This is a genomic window from Paenibacillus sp. FW507-14B1B, from assembly GCF_058781425.1.
The window spans coordinates 318,684-337,488 of the sequence record NZ_JBYSWS010000001.1 but is presented as its reverse complement, the minus strand read 5'-3'; the positions used below and the strand labels follow the sequence as shown (position 1 = coordinate 337,488).

Sequence of the window (18,805 nt, the reverse complement as noted above, 5' to 3'; positions counted from 1 at the left end):
GATTTTGGAATACTGTAATCAAAAAACCAGCCTAAAACACTTCATGTGCTAGACTGGTCTTCATAACCTTGCTTCTTATGAATCTTGTAGTGAGCCTGATTGTCCGCCCATCATGTTTGAACCTCGATGAACTTCATCCCTATGCATCATGGTTCCATTATCGTATTCCCGCATCATAGAGCCATCATGATAGCCTCTCATCATGTACCTGCTGTTCTGATCAGCATCTTCACGATATTGCATTCTGTCTTGCATGCCTTCTTGGTCGTTACTGTGGCAATTCTGATACATCTCATTAAGCTGTTGCTCCGAGGCACCCGGATGCATTTGTTTCATAAACGGCAGCATATCCTGAAAAGTCACTTCATTGGCTTCTGCATATACAGCAGTCCCAATTCCGAAAGTAAGTACTGCGATTCCAAGTCCAGCAAACCATTTCTTCTTCATGATGTGATCGCCTCCCTATGAACCCATCATAATGAATAATCATGTGGTTTCTGTGTAGAGACTGTGAACCCGTTGTGAACTAATGTCCACTATGCGCATCGCCACCTGTTACGGGTACGATTTCTAACATATCGTCAATCTCGCTCTGCCCTTTCTCAGAGATTACGGTCTCATTCCCTGTAATCCACGCGTGATTATACGGGCCTTCCGTCGGACTTTGCTTGAACTTTGGCTGGATTGACATGATATATTCCATCACAGACCCCGGCATCCCGTCTTTGTCAGTATAGAGCAGTGGTGCATGCTTTCCTAAATGTGAGAATGGAGCTACTGCTATAGCCAACAAATCCGAATCTAAAGGAAGGAAAGAGAAGTTATGTCCCGGCGTTTCAATGCCCCATCCGAATTGGGTCTCTGGGTCTTTAAACTTGGCAAAATTGACCGCATTTTCATATGGATCTTCACCTGAGATCCTTGTAACTTTGCCGTAGGCCTGTAACTCTTCAAGTACCTTTCCCGACACAACGGATTCTGGACCGATGATATAGATGTTCGCTTTTCTGCCCCTTGCTTCAAGCGCCTTGATGGTTTCCTTCGGCACTTCGTCCTCCTTAACGTATAGCAGAGGCTCTGGCATATGTGCGATCCAGTTTACAGCCGGCATTGTATATTCTGGACTATCCATCGATCCAATGATGACGGATTCGGGCATACTCCCTGAAACTTTAGCGTAATACGCATCAATAGCCTCAGCTACAGCAGCGGGCTGATCCCCTTCTATTCGATCCATCTTATAGTCCAGTTCTTTAAGTTGCTCTTCTACCTTATCCGAGATCTTGCCAACAGCAATCACCTGTATTCCGTCATTACTTTTTGAGCCAGTAGGTTTCAACCGTTTCAACTCATTCCATGTTGCCTCAGGAACCCCATCCTCGTTAACAAATAGGATCGGTCCATTGCTCGGATGATGAATCAAATCAGCGCTGGCAGCAGCAATCTGCCATTGGTCTGAATTAACGATTACCACACTTCCTGGCCTATTGTTATCGTTCGTGGCTGTCCAGAGCGTCCTGGAAGCCAGTACAGCGGCTTCAACTGGATCCGATGAATTAATACGCGTTGTATTTTTAGTGGCGATCCAGGGCAAGTTTCCTTCCTTAGAGAGCGCTTGGTTGACCATTGAAGAATTAGATGATGTTGATTCGTTATCTTTATTCTGACATCCTGCCAAAAGCCCTAATGTTACAAGAGCTGCTGTACCGACGATGACTATTTTTTTCATAAAAAGAATCCCTCCAGATTATACTCTGTCCACATCCTGGACTGTTATCAACTTACCCAACAATAATGTGGAATTTGTGTGGGAAGTGTGAGTTTTCTGAAAGGATTAAATTTTATTTATTTAAATTCTATTCTTTATTGTCTGTAAGCTGAGATGAAGGATCTGTATGACGAGTTCTGATATCCCGCACCGTGTCTGAGAGCTTATTCACATAATCTTCGTCTCTAGATAACCATGCACCATAGTTACGTTTGATATGTCGCTCTGCTTGTTCAAAGGTTTCAAAATGAAAAGATAACAACTCATCATTCCATTCGACGACCCATTGACCAGAGCTCGTCATAAATACGAAGATCTGATCTTCACTGGTGGTCTCATATAACACACCCGTCTCTGTCCCTTTAATATTAAACTGATTGCGACTAGCATCTACTCTAATTGGCTCAAGTTCAAACGGCTCTTCTACATACAATCGGTATACTTCATTACCAATCGTACATCCAGAAGCCTTTGCATGTCCTCCTCCGTTAAAACGCATGGCAATAGCGGATACATCGATATGATCATGAATCGTACGCAGACTCATTTTACGGCCGCCCATGTTAAGAATGGATATGTAATCCAAATGCGGATATTCTGTGCCCAGCTCACTTGCTAATTCTGAATGATAGGATTCAGCGTATACAATCCCGACACACTCGTCTCCAATGAAAGTCTGAATCAGCTCTCTTTTTTTACGGCGGATATATCGCTCGATCTTATTCTCTTCCATATTAAGTATCTTCTCTTCAAACTCATCGAATGAGAACTCCTTGGCATCACGAAGTCTGTCGACCATCTTCGCTTCAAACTCATCTACGGATATCATATAGAAGAGGTCGTTAAGCCGTTTTGCTTGAATCTTATTCTCAGCCTCCCATTCCCATGTGTCATAGAGCCTGACCAGTTCTACGAATTGGTCCATCACTACAGTACGTTCCAGTAACCCGTGCTCGATCATGTAATCGTATAATAATGACGTAGCCGATGAAGTTCTACCGTCAGCATGGTGAACATCTACTTTAGCCCACCCATAGTCGTTAAAATGCAATGCCGTTTTATGATGGTCTAACAATTGGACTTTGCCGCCCTCCTGCACATACTGATGTAGACGCAGCTCAACATCATGATTAACAGTTAAGTCGGTAATAAAGAGTTTATCCTCAGAATTCCTTTGATCTGCATTACGATTCAAATATTTGTCTACCTGTACATTAATCCCAGTTACCGAATTATATCGAATCTCGAGATTCTCTCCGAATGCACACTTGGCTAAGATTCCACATCCTACTCCATCCAGGTCATTATGGCTATATAAATAATACATAAATAAAACAACTCCTTGTAAAAATGTAATGTCCAGCTCTAACCTTCCCTTATATTTTCCATTTTAGTCGCCAGATCCGATACGATACCATAAAGCGCAAAAAAGAACGACCGAAGCCGCTCTATCATATTCAATACATGGTATAGATCATTAAAAAAACAGCCATCGTTTAAGGATAGCTGTTTTTTATGGGTACGACAACCTAAATGTGTTCTTAATCTTCATTAGAGTTAGAAAATCACCTGTCATTGTTAAGTTTTTGTTAGAATTATCGGATTATTCCGATTTGGGTGCCCATAATGACGCTTTCCCAGTTGTACATATTGTCTGATTCGTAATTTTGCCCGGTTGGCTGTTCTTGATTCGTTGAAGGTTTCGTGTTTTGTGATGTATTGTGATTCGCATTTGCAAAAGCTGCTGTTCCAATTCCCAAAGTAAGTACCACGATACCTAATCCCATAAGCCACTGTTTCTTCATGATGTCTGCCTCCCCTGTACATCTTATTATATTAGAATTTATTATGTTTTAGACATTCAACCTGTGACTCATTTGTGAAATTTTTCTCAAAATAATTGATGTTAGATCAGTTACCACACATCTCATCAAAATGAGCACAAAAAAAGAACGGCCTATGCCGTTCTATTATTAATACATCCCAACTTAACTGTTAGGGCAGCATCTTTGACAGTCGTCCGTTAAATAAGATAACGAAGTAAATCCTGCTTTCTTCAGCTTTCGTGCCGCTAGAATCCCATCTGACCATTTCGGTGTCACAATGATTACTTCGTCATCAGGGCTAAGCTCCTTATCCCACACGAAGGGTAGACGTCCTAATGAAATATTTACAGATTCTTTTATGTGACTTACATCAGCTGTATATTCGGAAACATCCCGCACATCAAGTACTTTCAAATGCGGACGTTCTTGCTTGGCCTGAACGAGTTCACTGCACTTCATTAACTTTAAGCCATTCACAGGAACTGAACGCCGATAAGCATAAATTATGATCATGCCTACAAAAAAACATAACAGATACAACAAAGCCCTTTCCCTCCCTAAAGGTCCGTGCATAACCTCTTATCTACGATAAAATGAAATTACAGAAATAAGCATTACCTATTACCCCTGCGGGTATAATTTTAGGGTGTCTTATCTTATAAGTCAAGAGGGCAACAGCTATCTCTGTTACTTAAATTGCCTGCGCTTCAATTTCAAACCCAAGATCTTCAATCATTTGCCAATCCCGTTCATATTCCTGGCCGGCAGTTGTTAAATAATCACCAACAAAAATAGAGTTAGCTGCATAAAAAGCCAGCGATTGGAGAGAACGTAAATTCACTTCTCTTCCTCCTGCAATTCTAATTTCTTTTGTCGGATTTACAAAACGCATCATGGCCAATATTCTCAGACATTTAAGAGGAGTTAGCTCTTTTCGCCCCTCAAGTGGTGTTCCATCGATTGGGTTTAGGAAGTTACAGGGAATGGAATCTGCATCTAACTGTTTAAGTGTCATTGCAATATCTACGATCTCTGCATCCGTTTCTCCCATACCGAAAATAGCGCCAGAACATGGAGAAATTCCGGATTGTTTCACCTGCTCAATCGTTTCAATTCGGTCTTCATAAGTATGCGTTGTCGTTATGTTGCCATAATTATCTTTGGAAGTGTTTAAATTGTGGTTATATCGATGAACACCCGCTTCGGCTAGTTTAAGAGCATGATTCTCTTTCAGGAAACCTAAGCAGCAGCATATCTTCAATTTTGATGACTTTCTAATTTCACTCACGGCTTGAGCTACATGATCGATTTCTAGATCGTTTGGCCTTCTACCGGAAGCGACAATGCAGTACGTTCCCGCTTTACGTCTAATGGACTCTTGTGCGCCTTCAATGATCCTTTCTTTCGTGAGCCATGCATATTTCTCAATCGCAGCTTCCGATATGATCGACTGTGAACAATAACCGCAATCTTCAGGGCAAAGGCCAGACTTTGCATTAATAATCATATTGAGTTTAATTTTTTTCCCGAAATACTTGCGCCTAATTATAAATGAAGATTGAAGAAGAACTAATATTTCCTCATCATTACACTTTAAAATGGATAGAGCTTCTTCATTACTTATCGGATATCCGTTTATAACTTTTGATGCTAGAATTGTCCATTCATTGGTTGGGTGCGTAATCATATGATTATTCTCCTTATCAATTATTATTGTAAACCAAATAATTTACGCTTTAGGTTAACAATAATGACACATTAAACCAAATAGCTGTAAATATCAATCCCATTACTTCGAATAAAAAGAACCGTACAATAAGCTTGTACGGTTCTTCATCTATCTATGGGGCCCGATTTGGCAGTCGTTTCACATACTCATCAGACAATTTCATGAGGCGCAGAATATACTCATAGTCTTCTCGATAAGGAGAAATATCTTTCACTGGCTTAAGCGTCTTTAAGGAAACGGCTGTTCCATCATCAAAACCATTACCAGGTACAAACATGACCTCATTGTTAAAGAAGGAACCCGTAGGTAAGTAGTATCTCATTCCGATGGCATTCTTCTCAATGTTGAGCAGATCTTGTCCGAGAGCAGTGAACTGTTCTTCTCTCAAGGATATACCCATAATATTTGCGATTGTAGGCATCATATCCACTTGCCCGCCGACTTGTTCAATCCGCTTTCCTTCGGTTAAGCCCGGAATGTGAATGATAAGGGGAATGTTAAATCGACTTACTTGATCATGGTAAGGTACACCTAGATAAGATGTAATTAAACTGGAATCTGTATCTTTACTGTTAATACCTTGATGATCTCCATATACCATTAATACGGTATTCTCCCACAGCCCATTCTGTTTGAGTGACTCAATCAGCTTACCCAGAGCATAGTCAGAATAGTTAACTGAATCCAGATAGTTTCCAAGCTGAGTTCCTACAAGCTCTGTAGGAATTTCTATCTTCGAGAATTCCTCTGGAACGGTGAATGGAGAGTGACTTGAGACGGTGATGAACTGTGCATAGAATGGTTTATTATCCTGCTGCACCTGCTTCAGCTTCTCGATGCCTACACGATATAACTCTTCGTCCGAAGGTCCGAAAGAATTAAAATGATCATTCGTATAATTAGGCTTATCATAATAATGGTCAAAGCCTAGTGCTGGGTACATTTTAACTCTGTCCCAGAAGGTTACTTCGTTTACATGAAATGTATTGCTTACATATCCGAATTTTCCAAGGAGCTTAGGTAAACTCGGCAGTTCTTTCCCACCAAATCCAGTTGACATTGCAACTGATCCTAGTGGATAGATCGACGTGTTGGATAAAAACTCCGCATCTGACGTATTCCCCTGACCAATCTGCTGGTAGATATAGGGGAAATACAATCCATCATCGGCGAGTTGATTCATTACAGGTGTCAGAACCTGATTATTTAATGACTGATGAATCGGGAAGTTTTGCAAGGACTCCATCTGCACGATGATGAGATTTTTACCTTTACCGGCTCCAAAATACTTCGGTTCCTTCCCGATTTGATCGACATCTCGGTACGGATAGCTTTCTTGAAGCTCTTTAATTTCATTAATAGTATCCTGCAAGCTACCTTCTGCCAGCTCCCGCTTCTCCTGATTGCTCTTCAGGATCGCTGTGACTTGGTAATTAATGAAACCCATATGTTCTGCTCGTACGAGTTCATTCTCTATTCCCCACCCTTTTCGGATGTAGAGGGCTGAGATGACAACACCAACAATAAATAATCCCACCATGCTTAGTTTCCACGCTGATATTCTGCGGCGCCCTCGGAAAGAGTATTGTGTAAACGTCATTTCACTTGATTTTATTCTCTTGCGACGGAATCGATTTACAATCCAGAAGATTGCCATAACCAGAACATCTATGAAGAAAATGAAGTGTTCCGGTTCGATTAATGTAGAAATACTTGAGCGAACTTGATGCACCTGTCCCAGGCCGGATAATGCTGTATACGTTGGTATAGAGCCAAAGTATACATTGTAGACCGCAGAAGCAAACAATATTATCGATATAATCAGGTTAAAGACCCAGTAAGCAACATGTCTAGCCTTCATTGGAATAAGAAGTTCAAGTAAGCTCATTAAGACCAGTAATGAGAATACATCAGTCAGAACCCTTCCCCATTCGACTTCATTAAACAAAAATAATCTTAGAAGCATTAATTTCAGCAGCAGGAGCAAAAAAACGCCGCAGAACAATGCTGTTCTTTGTTTCATGGTTCTTTCCATTCTCATTCTCCCTGTCTCTCTTTATGAAATATTATGTTAAGAATCGTTCCCTATTATAACAGGTAAGTAAACCTCATTCTATTTTGGCTCTTTATGAGTAAGCTTTTATTCTAAGTAAATAGTTCATCGTGAAGCTTCAGCTCATACTTTTATTTGGAAGTTCGTTAACACTTTTTCGGGATGACCGAACATTCAAGAATAATATCAGTCCAAGCAGGACAAGACCACCTCCAGCCGCTTGTAACCCATTCATAGATTCATGGAGTAACAAGAATGCGAGTAGACTTGCCCCTACCGGTTCCCCAAGCACACTCATGGATACGGTTGAGGCTGATGAGTATTTCATCAACCAATTAAAGAGCAGATGACCAAACACCGTCGGTACAATCGCGAGCAAAGCAAATATCCCCCATTCGTGAAGCGGATAGCCTGTCATGGGAATGCCTGAGATGCCATTATAGAGAGCCAAGAACAGTGCAGCAAACGCAAAAACGAACCAACTGTAAATAAAGGATGGTATTCGGCGAAGTAGCATTTGCCCGAGCAACATATGTACAGCAACAGCCATCGTGCCAAAGAGTGACATTAAGTCCCCTGTCAGATGCGATTGGCTTCCACTCATCCCCCCTTTTCCAATGAGCAGAAATACACCAAGGAACGCAATCCCCATTCCGAGTAGTGCTGAATAAGATGTTTTCTCTTTAAAGAAGAAATAAGCGCCAATCATAACAAACACAGGCTGTAACGCCAAAATAATGGTTGAGCTGGCTACGCTGGTCCATTGCAATGACCCCATCCAGAGTAAAAAATGAAGAGCCAACATGGTCCCGGAGGCTATAAGCTTAAATACATCAGCTCCTGTAAATCTGCGAACATCTCTTATGTACCTTAAGCTAAAAGGAAGCATAAGCAGCATCGTGAATAAAAGTCTATACATGGCTTGGATAGATACCGGTGCATCTGACCATTTTACAAAAATGGATGAGAATGAAATAGCAGTAATGCCGATAAAAAGTGGAATTGCGACCGGAATTGGAGGTTTTTGTGGATTCATGATGGTTAAATCTCTCACCTTTCGTGTATTATTAGAGAATGCTTATTATATTGTAAGGAGATTAATTGCAGCGATATGAAGAAGAAACAACTACCTAATCGGATGAGTCCACCGAAATTTCTAGCGATTGGCTTCCTTTCCATTGCACTCATCGGCACATTTTTATTAAAACTCCCCATTTCAGTCGAACATGGCATACATACCAAGTTCATTGATGCATTTTTCACAGCAGTATCCGCAATTAGCGTTACTGGCCTAACCGTAGTGGATACCGGAACACACTGGTCAACATTTGGCCAGATTGTTATTCTGATGCTCATCCAGCTTGGTGGTCTCGGCTTTATGACATCTGCAACTTGGATTGCACTCATGCTGAACCGAAGAATCTCTCTTCGTGAACGCATGATTCTTCAGGAAGCTATGGGTCAGTACCAGATTCAAGGGATTGTAGACCTGATTCGGCGTGTTCTCATTTATGCCTTTACCATTGAAGGTATTGGTGCGCTGCTACTAACCTTACGTTTTTGGAAAGAGATGCCGTTAACGGATGCTGTCTATCTCGGCGTATTTCAGAGTGTTTCGATATTCAATAATGCAGGATTTGATTTACTCGGCAGTATTCATGGTCCTTTTACTGGATTTGTTGCATATGGCACGGACCCAATACTCAATATCATCAACATGTTTCTTATTTTCCTCGGTGGTATCGGTTTTATCGTTATGTTTGATGTCATGGAATATCCCAAGTGTCGAAAATTATCCCTGCACTCTAAGGTTGTCCTTACCGTCTCCGCGCTCTTGATTGGTATCGGGGCATTAGCGCTGTTCATGCTTGAATTCAGCAACCAAGCAACGCTCGGACCGCTCTCCTATCCGCAAAAGATCATGGCTTCCTTCTTTCAGTCCATCACATCTAGATCTGGAGGAATCAGTACCGTGGATATCGGCGAGCTTCAGCAATCAACTCAATTTTTCTTAATCATGCTCATGTTTATCGGAGCAGCTCCCGGATCAACGGGTGGAGGAATCAAGGTGACCACTTTTGCCGTGTTGGTCGGATCAGTAATTACCATGATAAAAGGAAAACGTGATGTTGTACTGTTCCGTAACCGTATCTCTGAAGCCATTGTCTACCGTGCAGTTACGTTAACGATTATTTCGCTGCTACTATTGGTTGGTTTCTCCATGTTCCTCTCAGCTACAGAGTCTAAAGACTTTCTAGCCATTCTGTTTGAAGCTGTTTCCGCTTTTTGTACCGTTGGCTTATCGATGGGAATCACCACAGATTTATCTGAAGTAGGCAAGGTTACCATTGCGATCCTTATGTTCCTTGGTCGTCTTGGGCCGTTAACTTTAGCTTATGCTTTGAACCGTAAACGTTACAAAGAATTGTACCGTCATCCTGAGGGCCGAATTATTATCGGCTGATACCTCACCGCTCTTGAATCACAGAACAAACCGTCCACTCCTATACGGAATTGGACGGTTTGTTTGTGTTTCACGCTCCCATACATTTAACAGCGCTTCGTATTATGACTCAAAACCACCTGCATCAATGGCTGCATCCAGTAAATCATCAAATAAATCGTCGTCTGCTTCAATAAGTGCATCTACTTTCAAGAACTCTTCTTCTGGTCCAGGTTCTCCAGCGAAGTTCATACTATAATCCCAATCCTTACCGTTCTTGCTTAAAAATGTGATTTCATATGCGGTCGCTTGTCCTTCTACGGAAAACACGGCGTAGCCTACAAAATTATTCTCTTCATCACGCTGCATACCTGCGCGTTCAATGGTAACCTTAGACATGGGTACACTCTCCTTAATCATGCTTAACACTGTTGTTCACAGATCACAGTATATCATTTTTTGTTCAGATCGATTAGAATTTTTCATCTTGTGTGCAATTTAGTATAATGTGGTTATGTTTTAAAATAAATATGTAATTGGAGGGTACCAAATGTCCAACTTTAAATCATCTCTGGACAAATATGCGGAATTGACCGTAAAAGTAGGGGTCAATGTACAGAAAGGTCAGACCTTAGTGGTCCATGCACCTGTAGAATCCGCTGATTTTATCCGCTTGATCGCTACTAAAGCGTACGAAGCGGGTGCCCGCCTCGTCAAAGTGATCTGGAACGATGAAACCTTAACAAGGCTTCAGTATGAGAAGGCATCTGACGATGTGTTTACAGATAAGCCTAAATGGTTTGCAGGAGAAATGGTTGAACTGGTTGAGAACGGAGCAGCGGTCCTCCATGTACTTGCTGAGAATCCAGATCTCTTGAATGGTATTGATCCAGAACGAATTGCGAATTTCTATAAAACACGCGGTGAAGCTATGAAGCAGTATCGTGCGTATCAGCAAGCTGACAAATTCAGCTGGTGCCTGATTGCCGTTCCATCCCCTGCTTGGGCTGCTAAAGTTTTCCCAGAGGCTCCAGAAGATCAACAGATGGACAAGTTATGGGAAGCTATCTTCCATACGGTACGAGTAGATCAAGATAATCCAGTAGAAGCTTGGAAAGAGCATCTTAAAGTGCTTGACGAGAAATCTGCTGTACTAAATGCTAAGAAGTATAAAGCACTGCATTACATAGCACCAGGAACCGATCTTACGATCGAGCTTCCTAAAGGTCATATATGGGCTCAAGGGGATAGCATTAACGAACAAGGTCATTCCTTTGTTGCTAATATGCCTACAGAAGAAGTGTTTACTGCTCCACTTAAGACCGGAGTTAACGGAACCGTTAGCAGCACGAAACCACTAAGCTACGCAGGCAATATTGTAGATAAGTTTTCGCTAACATTTGAGAACGGTCGTGTTGTCAGCTTTACTGCTGAACAAGGTTATGAAACACTTGAGCGGTTGCTCAATATGGATGAAGGTGCTCGCTATTTAGGTGAAGTTGCACTGGTTCCTCACCAATCTCCAATTTCGGAATCGAATATTTTATATTACAACACTCTATTTGATGAGAACGCCTCTAACCATTTAGCCATCGGAAGCGCTTATGCATTTTGCCTTGAAGGCGGTAAAGAGATGTCTCAAGAGGATCTTGTGAAACATGGACTGAATACAAGTGTGACACATGTGGATTTCATGATCGGTTCAGCTGATATGGATATTAATGGAATTACTGAAGATGGCCGTGAAGAGCCTGTATTCCGTAACGGAAACTGGGCATTTTAATCGAAGTCACAGCGCCGAAACTCTAAGGAGTAACGGTTGCTGTACCTTATTATTCATGTGACCTCTCCCACCCTGTAATTGACCCAAGGTAAATTATATACATTACATTGATAGATATGGAGGTTCCACTATGCTTACATTTGAGGAAAAACTAGATCGTTATGCCGAACTCGCTGTGAAAGTTGGTGTTAATCTACAGCCTAATCAAACGCTGGTTGTTAACGCAATGATTGAAGCCGCACAACTTGTGCGCCTTGTAGTGAAGAAGGCATATGAAGCGGGTGCTAAGAACGTAAAAGTCAATTATAGTGATGAACAAGTAAACCGGATCCGTTACGATTTAGCGTCAGACGAATCCTTTCTTGAACCACCGAAGTATTATGCTGAAGAAATGACTGAGCTCGCTGAGAATGGAGCAGCTTTTATGACCATTCTCTCAGCCAACCCAGACCTGATGAAAGGCGTTCATCCAGAACGCATCTCTAATTATCAGCGTACCTTCGGTTCTGCCATGGCAAAATATCGTCAGTATCAACAAGCTGATAAAATGAGCTGGACAGGCCTCGCTTTTGCTTCACCAGATTGGGCGGCTAAAGTGTTCCCCGATGCTCCGCAAGAAGAACAAGTGCAATTGTTGTGGGATGCTATATTCCAGGCAGTACGCGCCGATCAAGAAGATCCAATTGCAGCCTGGGAAGATCATATTGAGAAGCTTCAGCAAAAATCAGATGAACTAAACCGTAAGAAATATCATAAGCTTCATTTCATGTCAGAAGGTACGGATTTAATGGTTGAGTTACCTGAAGGACATATTTGGGCGCAAGCTGGAAGCCTCAATGAAAAGGGTGACCGATTTGTAGCTAACATTCCTACAGAAGAAGTGTTTACAGCTCCTCTGAAGACAGGTGTTAACGGCACGGTTCGCAGCACCAAGCCACTAAGTTATGGAGGTAACATTATTGATAACTTCTCCATAACCTTTGAGAACGGGCGGATCGTTAATTATACTGCAGAAGAAGGATTCGATACGCTCACACGTCTTATAGAAATGGATGAGGGGTCTCATTATCTTGGAGAAGTAGCATTAGTCCCTTATGCCTCCCCTATTTCAGAGAGTGGAATCCTATATTACACCACCTTGTTTGACGAGAATGCTTCTTGTCACCTTGCAATCGGAAGTGCATATGCCTTTAACCTTGAGGGTGGAAAGACAATGACATCTGAGCAGCTTGCTGAAAGTGGTCTAAACGCAAGTATTACTCACGTTGATTTCATGATGGGCTCAAAAGAGCTTAATATTACGGGCATCACCCATGATGGTCAAGAAGAACCCATCTTCTTGAACGGTAATTGGGCATAAGTAAACCATTTCAATCGTAACCTGAAGAGGTAACCGAATCATCGGTTACCTCTTTTTTATATTCAAGTATAAATGCTTCATAAACTTCCTCTCTTAAAATTTTCCTAATCACTAGAAAATATTGGGCTTTCGTGCTGAAAATGAGGTAAAATGATGGAAGGATACGGAAGAGGATACACCGAGGAGGAGATATTCGCATGTCGAATCGACTGCAACTACTCCTCGCAGCAGATTTTAATGACTTAAGTGAACCCCTTCAGGAAGAGGTTTACTACGAATTTTATGATTTGGTTTACGGACAGATTATGTACGTGCTCCGAGACCACACTGCTGTTGAGGATATCATTCAGGAATCATTCATTAAAGTGATTACGAATAAACCTACTTTTGAGAACGAGAATAAGTTAAAAGCATGGCTAAGAGTCGTTTCCAAAAATACAACGATGAATTATTTAAGAAAAAATAAAAAATACCGTAACCAAGTCGATGTTGACCGTGTTTTTATTAGTGAAGAGGAATTGGTTGTTTCTTCCACTAATATAGAACATCAAGTTGAATCCAAAATGATGGAAGAATCAATTGTGTTCTATCTTGAGCAATTGAAACCAGAATATCGGCAGCTTATTGAATTTCGATGGAAACAGGGGTTAACTTACAAGGAAATCGCTGAACTGTTAGACACCAGGGAAGACATTGTGAAGCAGCGACTCTTCCGAGCCAGGGAATCCGTTAAGAAAATGCTCTATAGGGAGTGGGGTGTTATGGATGAACAACGAAAAATATGATGATTGGTTTAACGAAGCTTTTGATGAAGCTTTTGAACGTGCTGCGAATACCACTTCTTCAGTTAATCATGACACCAAACGAGAATCCTGGCTTCAGGTTAAGCAGCAGATTGCAGCGAGAAGTAAACAAAAAAAGCGTTGGCGCAGATTTCAGTATGCGGGTATTATTGCAGCATCTATGGCCATGGGGGCTATCGTCTTCTCTCCCCCACCTATATCTCAAGCCGTAACGCCTATATATCAACAGATTAAAGATTGGGGCGACGGCATTGTAACGATTATATCCGGTAAGAATAAACCTTCATCTGGAACCACAATACCTAAGACCAGTCGGCCACCAGAATCACCTGAACAATCAGGAAATTTGGGAGAGAAGCTATTATGGAGTAGTTCATCCTCTGACTTTGATTTCACGTTTGATGAAGTCTTATCTAGGATTACATTTCCCTACACAGAATTCGGATACTTTCCGAAGGAATATCAATACAATCAAGTCTATGTAGCTCCTGAGAATGATACTGCACCGATTTATAACATGATCGTACAGTATGTATCTTCGGAAGGAAAGCTTCTAAACGTAAAATATACCGATCTGGAAACAGGTGAGGTTGCTGTGAGTACCCTCATTTCTCCAAATGCTGAAACATTGTATCTGAAATCAGGAATTGAGGCAATTTATTCACAGGGCCCAAGCAGTGCTGATTCATTACAATTTACTTATAATACTGTACTAATACACATTAATGGTGAATTAAGCAAAAAGGAACTGTTGAAGATCGCTAACAGTTTACCATAAAGAAGAGGGTGCACCCTATGGGGTACACCCTCTTCTTCTATGTATGTGATGATTAACCCATCAATAAAGATTGGGTAAACATGACTTGTTCTTCATAAGAAGAACCTTTACGAACATAATGGGTCGTTCTACCGCGATAATAGTATCCCGACACTGCAGTAAAGCTACTAGAGCCATTGTAGGCACTTGTATTGGATGAACTACCAGAATAGCTATCTATATCAACCCATACGGAGCCTGTCCAACGTTGAAACGTGAAGTTAACTCCGACTGAATCTACAGTCTGTGTAGCTGTTGTAGTCGCAGTAATCTGAACATTACTTGAAGATAGCTTGCGGATATCAGAACTTGTAGTTTTTAAATAAGTTGCGAGTGGATTAATCGTATTTATATTCATTTCTACGGGAGGAGCAGACGTCTTTGCCCCTGGTGCAAACTCTGATGCAGATGTATCAGCAGATGCTCCGCCTGCGATGGCTAAGCTAAGTAACAAACTTGCAGAGAAAGCCGTGATTACTCGAGAACGCTTTTTCATTTTGGACATATACCTCACCTGTCTTCTTTATATTTTAGTGAACATCCATATATTAACATCGTTAACCACCTAAAAAATTACATCTTTATCATCTTTTTCTGTCATGTATAGAATGTGTTTAGATCACAAAAAAAGACAGTGGCTAAAAGCCACTGCCTATTACTCCGCCGGTTCTAAGCGCCGGCTTCTGCTTGTATCTCTTCCTGTCTTAACAAACGTATACGTGATATTCTCTTATTCTCTGTTTCTTCTACCACGAACAAATATTCGCCATAATTATAGGATTGACCTTGATGAGGTAAGATGGCCTCCAATCGAGAAGACAACCAACCACCAATGGTATCGTAATCCTCTGTATCCACATCTAGACCAAACTGGTCATTAATTTCATCAATCAACATCAAACCGTCAATAGAATACTCATCCTCCGACACGATCTCAATACCCTGCCGCTCCTCATCAAATTCATCCTGAATTTCACCAACGATCTCCTCCATAATGTCTTCGAGTGTAACCAGACCAGAAGTTCCGCCATATTCATCGATCAGAATTGCGATCTGAGTCTTACTACGCTGCATTCTTTTTAAGAGTTCACTGATTTGCATGGATTCAGGAACTGCAATAATGGGGCGAATAAGTGATAATTGATCCCGAATATATCCACGCATCAGATCCTTAATGTGAATAAAACCAATGATATGGTCCTTATCCTCATCACAGATTGGATATCGAGTTCTCATGCCTTCATGAGCTATTTCAAGATTTTCCTCCATAGACAGATTGGTGTAAAGACAGATCATATCCGTACGCGGAATCATGATCTCTCTTGCTGTTGTATCCGCAAATTCAAATATATTATCTACTAAGGTCAGTTCGGTATCATTGATTAAACCAATCTCACTGCTCTCCTTCATGAGATCTCGGATTTCTTCTTCCGTATGAGCACTTCCCCGCTCTACGACAGGCGTCATTCGGAATATACGTAGTAGACCATTAGATAAACCATTTACGAACCAGATAACCGGATACATTAATTTATAAAATACGTTCATCGGCCTTGCCGACATTAACATAATCGATTCTGCTTTACGAACGGCAACTGTTTTGGGAGCAAGCTCACCGAGTACAATATGCATTACAGCGATCAGTGTAAATGCAATCACAATGGACACGGCGTGCAGTAAGATGTCATTAAGACCTAACATTTCAAACCAAGGAGCGATAATGGCAGCCAATGCACGCTCTCCGATCCATCCAAGTATTAGAGATGAAATCGTAATCCCTAGCTGACATGCGGATAAATAATTGTCTAGATTACGCAATATCTGCTGGGAAATCTTCGCCTTTTTGTTTCCTTCTTCAGCAAGAACATCAATCCGACTTCCTCTAACTTTAACAAAGGCTAGTTCCGCTGATACAAAAAAGCCATTAAGAACTACTAAGAATAATACCAAGGTTATTCCAATAAAACTCGGTAAAGGGTCACTCAATCGATCTCCTATCCGCCGTAAGAAACACTAAGACGAATAGGAACACCTCCTTCGGTTATCAAAAATGTGTGGAGCCATTATGCATAATAACGTATTTAGGACACGCATCAATTCCCCAATGGTCTCATCTCCTTTTCTTTTTTAACGTAAACAACCTATATAAGTAATTATATAGTTATACGATACACAGTCAAACGCTCTGATATGACATAAAACCGTGATGTTACATGCTGTTTTTTGAATATCATCATTTAACACTCGTTTACACCGATTTGATGCCCTCTTAATGTTCACCCTTCATACTAGTTCTCAAATACAAATTATTGAGGAGGATTAGTATAATGAAGAATGGTACAACACGAATGACCGCTCTCTTGCTTGCCCTCATAACTGCACTAGGTGGAACGGCCCCTACCGCCGTTTTCGCAGATGGAACTGGTACAAAACAGACAGCCGCTGCTCCCGTAATTACAATTCTACCTATTGATCGTGCTACCGTGTTGGCAGGACAAAAACTAGACTTTCGAGTTGAAATCACGGGCCTCTCTACAACAACAGAAGCACTCCAAGTACTTGTTAACGGGAAGGACGCCACAACATATTTTGGTAAGAAACCTGTTCTTACTCACGCCACAAAGAACAGTACCGAATATACGATACGCGATATAGCATTCAAAACTCCTGGACAAGTTTCCATTCAGGTAAAAAGCAAGAATAACGGCAAGATGATCTCTAAGACAGTCAAGTACGATGTGTATCAAGCGATCGGAGATACGAAAAAAGCCAAGAATGTCGTTCTCATGGTAGGCGATGGTATGAGCGCTAATATCAGAACAGCAGCACGCGTCGTTTCAAAAGGGATAAACGAGGGCAAATTTAATGGATGGCTCGAAATGGAGAAAATGGACTCATTCGGTATGGTTACAACTTCTGGGATGGATTCCATCGTAACAGATTCAGCTAACAGTGCCTCCGCATATGCTACTGGGCATAAAACAGCAGTGAATGCTGAGGGGGTATATCCTGATAATACCCCAGATCCCTTAGATGACCCCAAAGTTGAAAACATCATTGAACTTGTGAAGCGAACGCGTGGAATGTCTACAGGGCTTGTGACCACAGCAGATATAACCGATGCTACTCCTGCCGCTATGGCAAGTCATACTCGTTCTCGTTATGAATCCGAATTCATTGCTAAATCCTACTTAGATCCAGCTCGTAGCCCTGATGTTCTGCTTGGAGGTGGCAGAGAGTGGTTCCTTCCCGAACAATCTGGTGGCAAACGTAAAGATAATAACAATCTGATTGATACATACAAAAAAGAAGGTTATTCCTATGTATCAAGCGCATCCGAGCTATCAAAAGCAAAAACAAATGGTAAGCTAATAGGTTTATTTCGGCCAGGAAATATGAACGTATATTTTGACAGGGAATACACAAAACCAAACAACCCAGCAATCGTAGGTGAATATAAGGATCAGCCTACTCTTATGGAGATGACTTCTAAAGCAATAAGTATTCTAGACAAGAACAAAAATGGATTTTTCCTGATGGTTGAAGGTGCTTCCATTGATAAACAAGCACATACGATGGATATGGAACGTTTCCTCTGGGATACGATCGAGTTTGACCAAACGGTAGGTCTTGTTAAAGAATATGTGCGTAAACATCCTGATACACTTGTAATCGTTACTGCTGATCACGGTCATTCCATGACGTTAAATGGAACTTTCTCAGTGAAAGAGTCTGCTGGTAAAACAGGAGATGAGCTTCGTGAGTTCATTGGTACGTATGCAGATTCCAAATTCCCTACCTATACGGATAAGAATGGTGATGGCTTTCCAGATCATCCCGATACAGACTGGAAACTCGCTATTGGCTGGGGCAACCACCCAGATTACAATGAGAACTATCTAACGAATCCAAAACCGATTAGTCCGACCATTCAAGACCCTACAGTTACCGATAAATCTTGGTACATTGCGAATCCTGATAAAGATTCGGATGGAATTCATTATAATGGAAACTTACCTCATGATGAGGGCCAAGAGGTTCATACGTTTGATGATGTGCCAATAAACGCGTCCGGCGCTGGAGCCTCCCTCTTCAATGGCTATATGGACAATACGGAAGTCTTCCGTAAGATGATGATTGCATTGCAATTAGATCCCGTAAAAGAAAAAGTGAAAAAGTAACATCCGTATTCAAAAAGCCGTACATCCTATGTTAGGATGTAC

17 protein-coding genes are annotated in these 18,805 nt (G+C 41.4%); 6 read left to right on the top strand and 11 right to left on the bottom strand.

Annotated elements, in window-relative coordinates; all coding sequences use genetic code 11:
- Positions 1–75 precede the first annotated feature (75 nt).
- The 8 genes from AC3WJJ_RS01480 to AC3WJJ_RS01445 form a co-directional block, all read right to left on the bottom strand.
- The gene (locus tag AC3WJJ_RS01480) at positions 76–447 is read right to left on the bottom strand and encodes a hypothetical protein (protein WP_492537364.1); all 372 of its coding nucleotides are present in this window, start codon (positions 445–447) and stop codon (positions 76–78) included.
- 79 nt (positions 448–526) lie between these two features.
- Positions 527–1,729: a cell wall-binding repeat-containing protein gene (locus AC3WJJ_RS01475; RefSeq protein WP_492537362.1), complete on the bottom strand. Its 1,203-nt coding sequence runs from the start codon at positions 1,727–1,729 to the stop codon at positions 527–529.
- Between the two features lie 127 nt (positions 1,730–1,856).
- A complete protein-coding gene (locus AC3WJJ_RS01470; protein ID WP_492537360.1) occupies positions 1,857–3,095 on the bottom strand; it encodes a DHH family phosphoesterase in 1,239 nt (412 codons plus the stop codon).
- A 268-nt stretch (positions 3,096–3,363) separates the two neighbouring features.
- Entirely contained in the window at positions 3,364–3,573 is a 210-nt protein-coding gene (locus AC3WJJ_RS01465; protein ID WP_492537358.1) for a hypothetical protein, read from the bottom strand.
- A gap of 183 nt (positions 3,574–3,756) precedes the next feature.
- Entirely contained in the window at positions 3,757–4,107 is a 351-nt protein-coding gene (locus tag AC3WJJ_RS01460; protein WP_492537356.1) for a rhodanese-like domain-containing protein, read from the bottom strand.
- A gap of 178 nt (positions 4,108–4,285) precedes the next feature.
- Complete coding sequence (gene bioB / locus AC3WJJ_RS01455) at positions 4,286–5,281, bottom strand: biotin synthase BioB (protein WP_492537354.1); 996 nt, start codon at positions 5,279–5,281, stop codon at positions 4,286–4,288.
- A 154-nt stretch (positions 5,282–5,435) separates the two neighbouring features.
- Positions 5,436–7,346 carry an LTA synthase family protein gene (locus AC3WJJ_RS01450; RefSeq protein WP_492537352.1) on the bottom strand — a complete coding sequence of 637 codons (1,911 nt, stop codon included), beginning with the start codon at positions 7,344–7,346 and terminating at the stop codon, positions 5,436–5,438.
- A 148-nt stretch (positions 7,347–7,494) separates the two neighbouring features.
- Complete coding sequence (locus AC3WJJ_RS01445) at positions 7,495–8,412, bottom strand: DMT family transporter (RefSeq protein ID WP_492537351.1); 918 nt, start codon at positions 8,410–8,412, stop codon at positions 7,495–7,497.
- Positions 8,413–8,487: 75 nt separating this feature from the next.
- On the opposite strand from AC3WJJ_RS01445, the gene AC3WJJ_RS01440 reads away from it, so the two are divergent.
- The gene (locus AC3WJJ_RS01440; RefSeq protein WP_492537349.1) at positions 8,488–9,840 is read left to right on the top strand and encodes a TrkH family potassium uptake protein; all 1,353 of its coding nucleotides are present in this window, start codon (positions 8,488–8,490) and stop codon (positions 9,838–9,840) included.
- A 102-nt stretch (positions 9,841–9,942) separates the two neighbouring features.
- Here the strand turns inward: AC3WJJ_RS01440 and AC3WJJ_RS01435 are convergent, their stop codons facing one another.
- Positions 9,943–10,218 carry a hypothetical protein gene (locus AC3WJJ_RS01435; RefSeq protein WP_492537347.1) on the bottom strand — a complete coding sequence of 92 codons (276 nt, stop codon included), beginning with the start codon at positions 10,216–10,218 and terminating at the stop codon, positions 9,943–9,945.
- Positions 10,219–10,369: 151 nt separating this feature from the next.
- Between AC3WJJ_RS01435 and AC3WJJ_RS01430 the strand changes: the two genes are divergently transcribed.
- From AC3WJJ_RS01430 to AC3WJJ_RS01415, 4 genes are all read left to right on the top strand, one after another.
- On the top strand, positions 10,370–11,602 hold the full coding sequence (locus AC3WJJ_RS01430; protein WP_492537346.1) for an aminopeptidase: 1,233 nt from the start codon (positions 10,370–10,372) through the stop codon (positions 11,600–11,602).
- A 130-nt stretch (positions 11,603–11,732) separates the two neighbouring features.
- Positions 11,733–12,962, top strand: a complete 1,230-nt coding sequence (locus AC3WJJ_RS01425) for an aminopeptidase (RefSeq protein WP_492537344.1) — start codon at positions 11,733–11,735, stop codon at positions 12,960–12,962.
- 197 nt (positions 12,963–13,159) lie between these two features.
- Positions 13,160–13,747, top strand: coding sequence for an RNA polymerase sigma factor (locus tag AC3WJJ_RS01420; RefSeq protein WP_492537342.1), 588 nt, complete (start codon positions 13,160–13,162; stop codon positions 13,745–13,747).
- Complete coding sequence (locus AC3WJJ_RS01415; protein ID WP_492537340.1) at positions 13,728–14,543, top strand: DUF4367 domain-containing protein; 816 nt, start codon at positions 13,728–13,730, stop codon at positions 14,541–14,543. The genes AC3WJJ_RS01420 and AC3WJJ_RS01415 overlap by 20 nt, the downstream gene beginning before the upstream one ends.
- Before the next feature lie 52 nt (positions 14,544–14,595).
- Here the strand turns inward: AC3WJJ_RS01415 and AC3WJJ_RS01410 are convergent, their stop codons facing one another.
- Together AC3WJJ_RS01410 and AC3WJJ_RS01405 are read right to left on the bottom strand one after the other, a co-directional pair.
- Entirely contained in the window at positions 14,596–15,087 is a 492-nt protein-coding gene (locus AC3WJJ_RS01410) for a hypothetical protein (RefSeq protein ID WP_492537338.1), read from the bottom strand.
- 164 nt (positions 15,088–15,251) lie between these two features.
- Positions 15,252–16,568 carry a hemolysin family protein gene (locus AC3WJJ_RS01405; protein WP_492537337.1) on the bottom strand — a complete coding sequence of 439 codons (1,317 nt, stop codon included), beginning with the start codon at positions 16,566–16,568 and terminating at the stop codon, positions 15,252–15,254.
- 341 nt (positions 16,569–16,909) lie between these two features.
- Between AC3WJJ_RS01405 and AC3WJJ_RS01400 the strand changes: the two genes are divergently transcribed.
- On the top strand, positions 16,910–18,763 hold the full coding sequence (locus AC3WJJ_RS01400; protein ID WP_492537335.1) for an alkaline phosphatase: 1,854 nt from the start codon (positions 16,910–16,912) through the stop codon (positions 18,761–18,763).
- Positions 18,764–18,805: the final 42 nt, after the last annotated feature.

Bases quoted from the DNA above. Each gene is read 5' to 3' on its own strand.
- AC3WJJ_RS01470 (WP_492537360.1), bottom strand. From the start codon at position 3,095: ATGTATTATTTATATAGCCATAATGACCTGGATGGAGTAGGATGTGGA.
- AC3WJJ_RS01415 (WP_492537340.1), top strand. From the start codon at position 13,728: ATGAACAACGAAAAATATGATGATTGGTTTAACGAAGCTTTTGATGAA.
- AC3WJJ_RS01440 (WP_492537349.1), top strand. From the start codon at position 8,488: ATGAAGAAGAAACAACTACCTAATCGGATGAGTCCACCGAAATTTCTA.
- AC3WJJ_RS01445 (WP_492537351.1), bottom strand. From the start codon at position 8,412: ATGAATCCACAAAAACCTCCAATTCCGGTCGCAATTCCACTTTTTATC.
- AC3WJJ_RS01475 (WP_492537362.1), bottom strand. From the start codon at position 1,729: ATGAAAAAAATAGTCATCGTCGGTACAGCAGCTCTTGTAACATTAGGG.
- AC3WJJ_RS01480 (WP_492537364.1), bottom strand. From the start codon at position 447: ATGAAGAAGAAATGGTTTGCTGGACTTGGAATCGCAGTACTTACTTTC.
- AC3WJJ_RS01420 (WP_492537342.1), top strand. From the start codon at position 13,160: ATGTCGAATCGACTGCAACTACTCCTCGCAGCAGATTTTAATGACTTA.
- AC3WJJ_RS01435 (WP_492537347.1), bottom strand. From the start codon at position 10,218: ATGTCTAAGGTTACCATTGAACGCGCAGGTATGCAGCGTGATGAAGAG.
- AC3WJJ_RS01430 (WP_492537346.1), top strand. From the start codon at position 10,370: ATGTCCAACTTTAAATCATCTCTGGACAAATATGCGGAATTGACCGTA.
- AC3WJJ_RS01460 (WP_492537356.1), bottom strand. From the start codon at position 4,107: ATGATCATAATTTATGCTTATCGGCGTTCAGTTCCTGTGAATGGCTTA.
- AC3WJJ_RS01450 (WP_492537352.1), bottom strand. From the start codon at position 7,346: ATGAAACAAAGAACAGCATTGTTCTGCGGCGTTTTTTTGCTCCTGCTG.
- AC3WJJ_RS01410 (WP_492537338.1), bottom strand. From the start codon at position 15,087: ATGTCCAAAATGAAAAAGCGTTCTCGAGTAATCACGGCTTTCTCTGCA.
- bioB (WP_492537354.1), bottom strand. From the start codon at position 5,281: ATGATTACGCACCCAACCAATGAATGGACAATTCTAGCATCAAAAGTT.
- AC3WJJ_RS01400 (WP_492537335.1), top strand. From the start codon at position 16,910: ATGAAGAATGGTACAACACGAATGACCGCTCTCTTGCTTGCCCTCATA.
- AC3WJJ_RS01425 (WP_492537344.1), top strand. From the start codon at position 11,733: ATGCTTACATTTGAGGAAAAACTAGATCGTTATGCCGAACTCGCTGTG.
- AC3WJJ_RS01465 (WP_492537358.1), bottom strand. From the start codon at position 3,573: ATGAAGAAACAGTGGCTTATGGGATTAGGTATCGTGGTACTTACTTTG.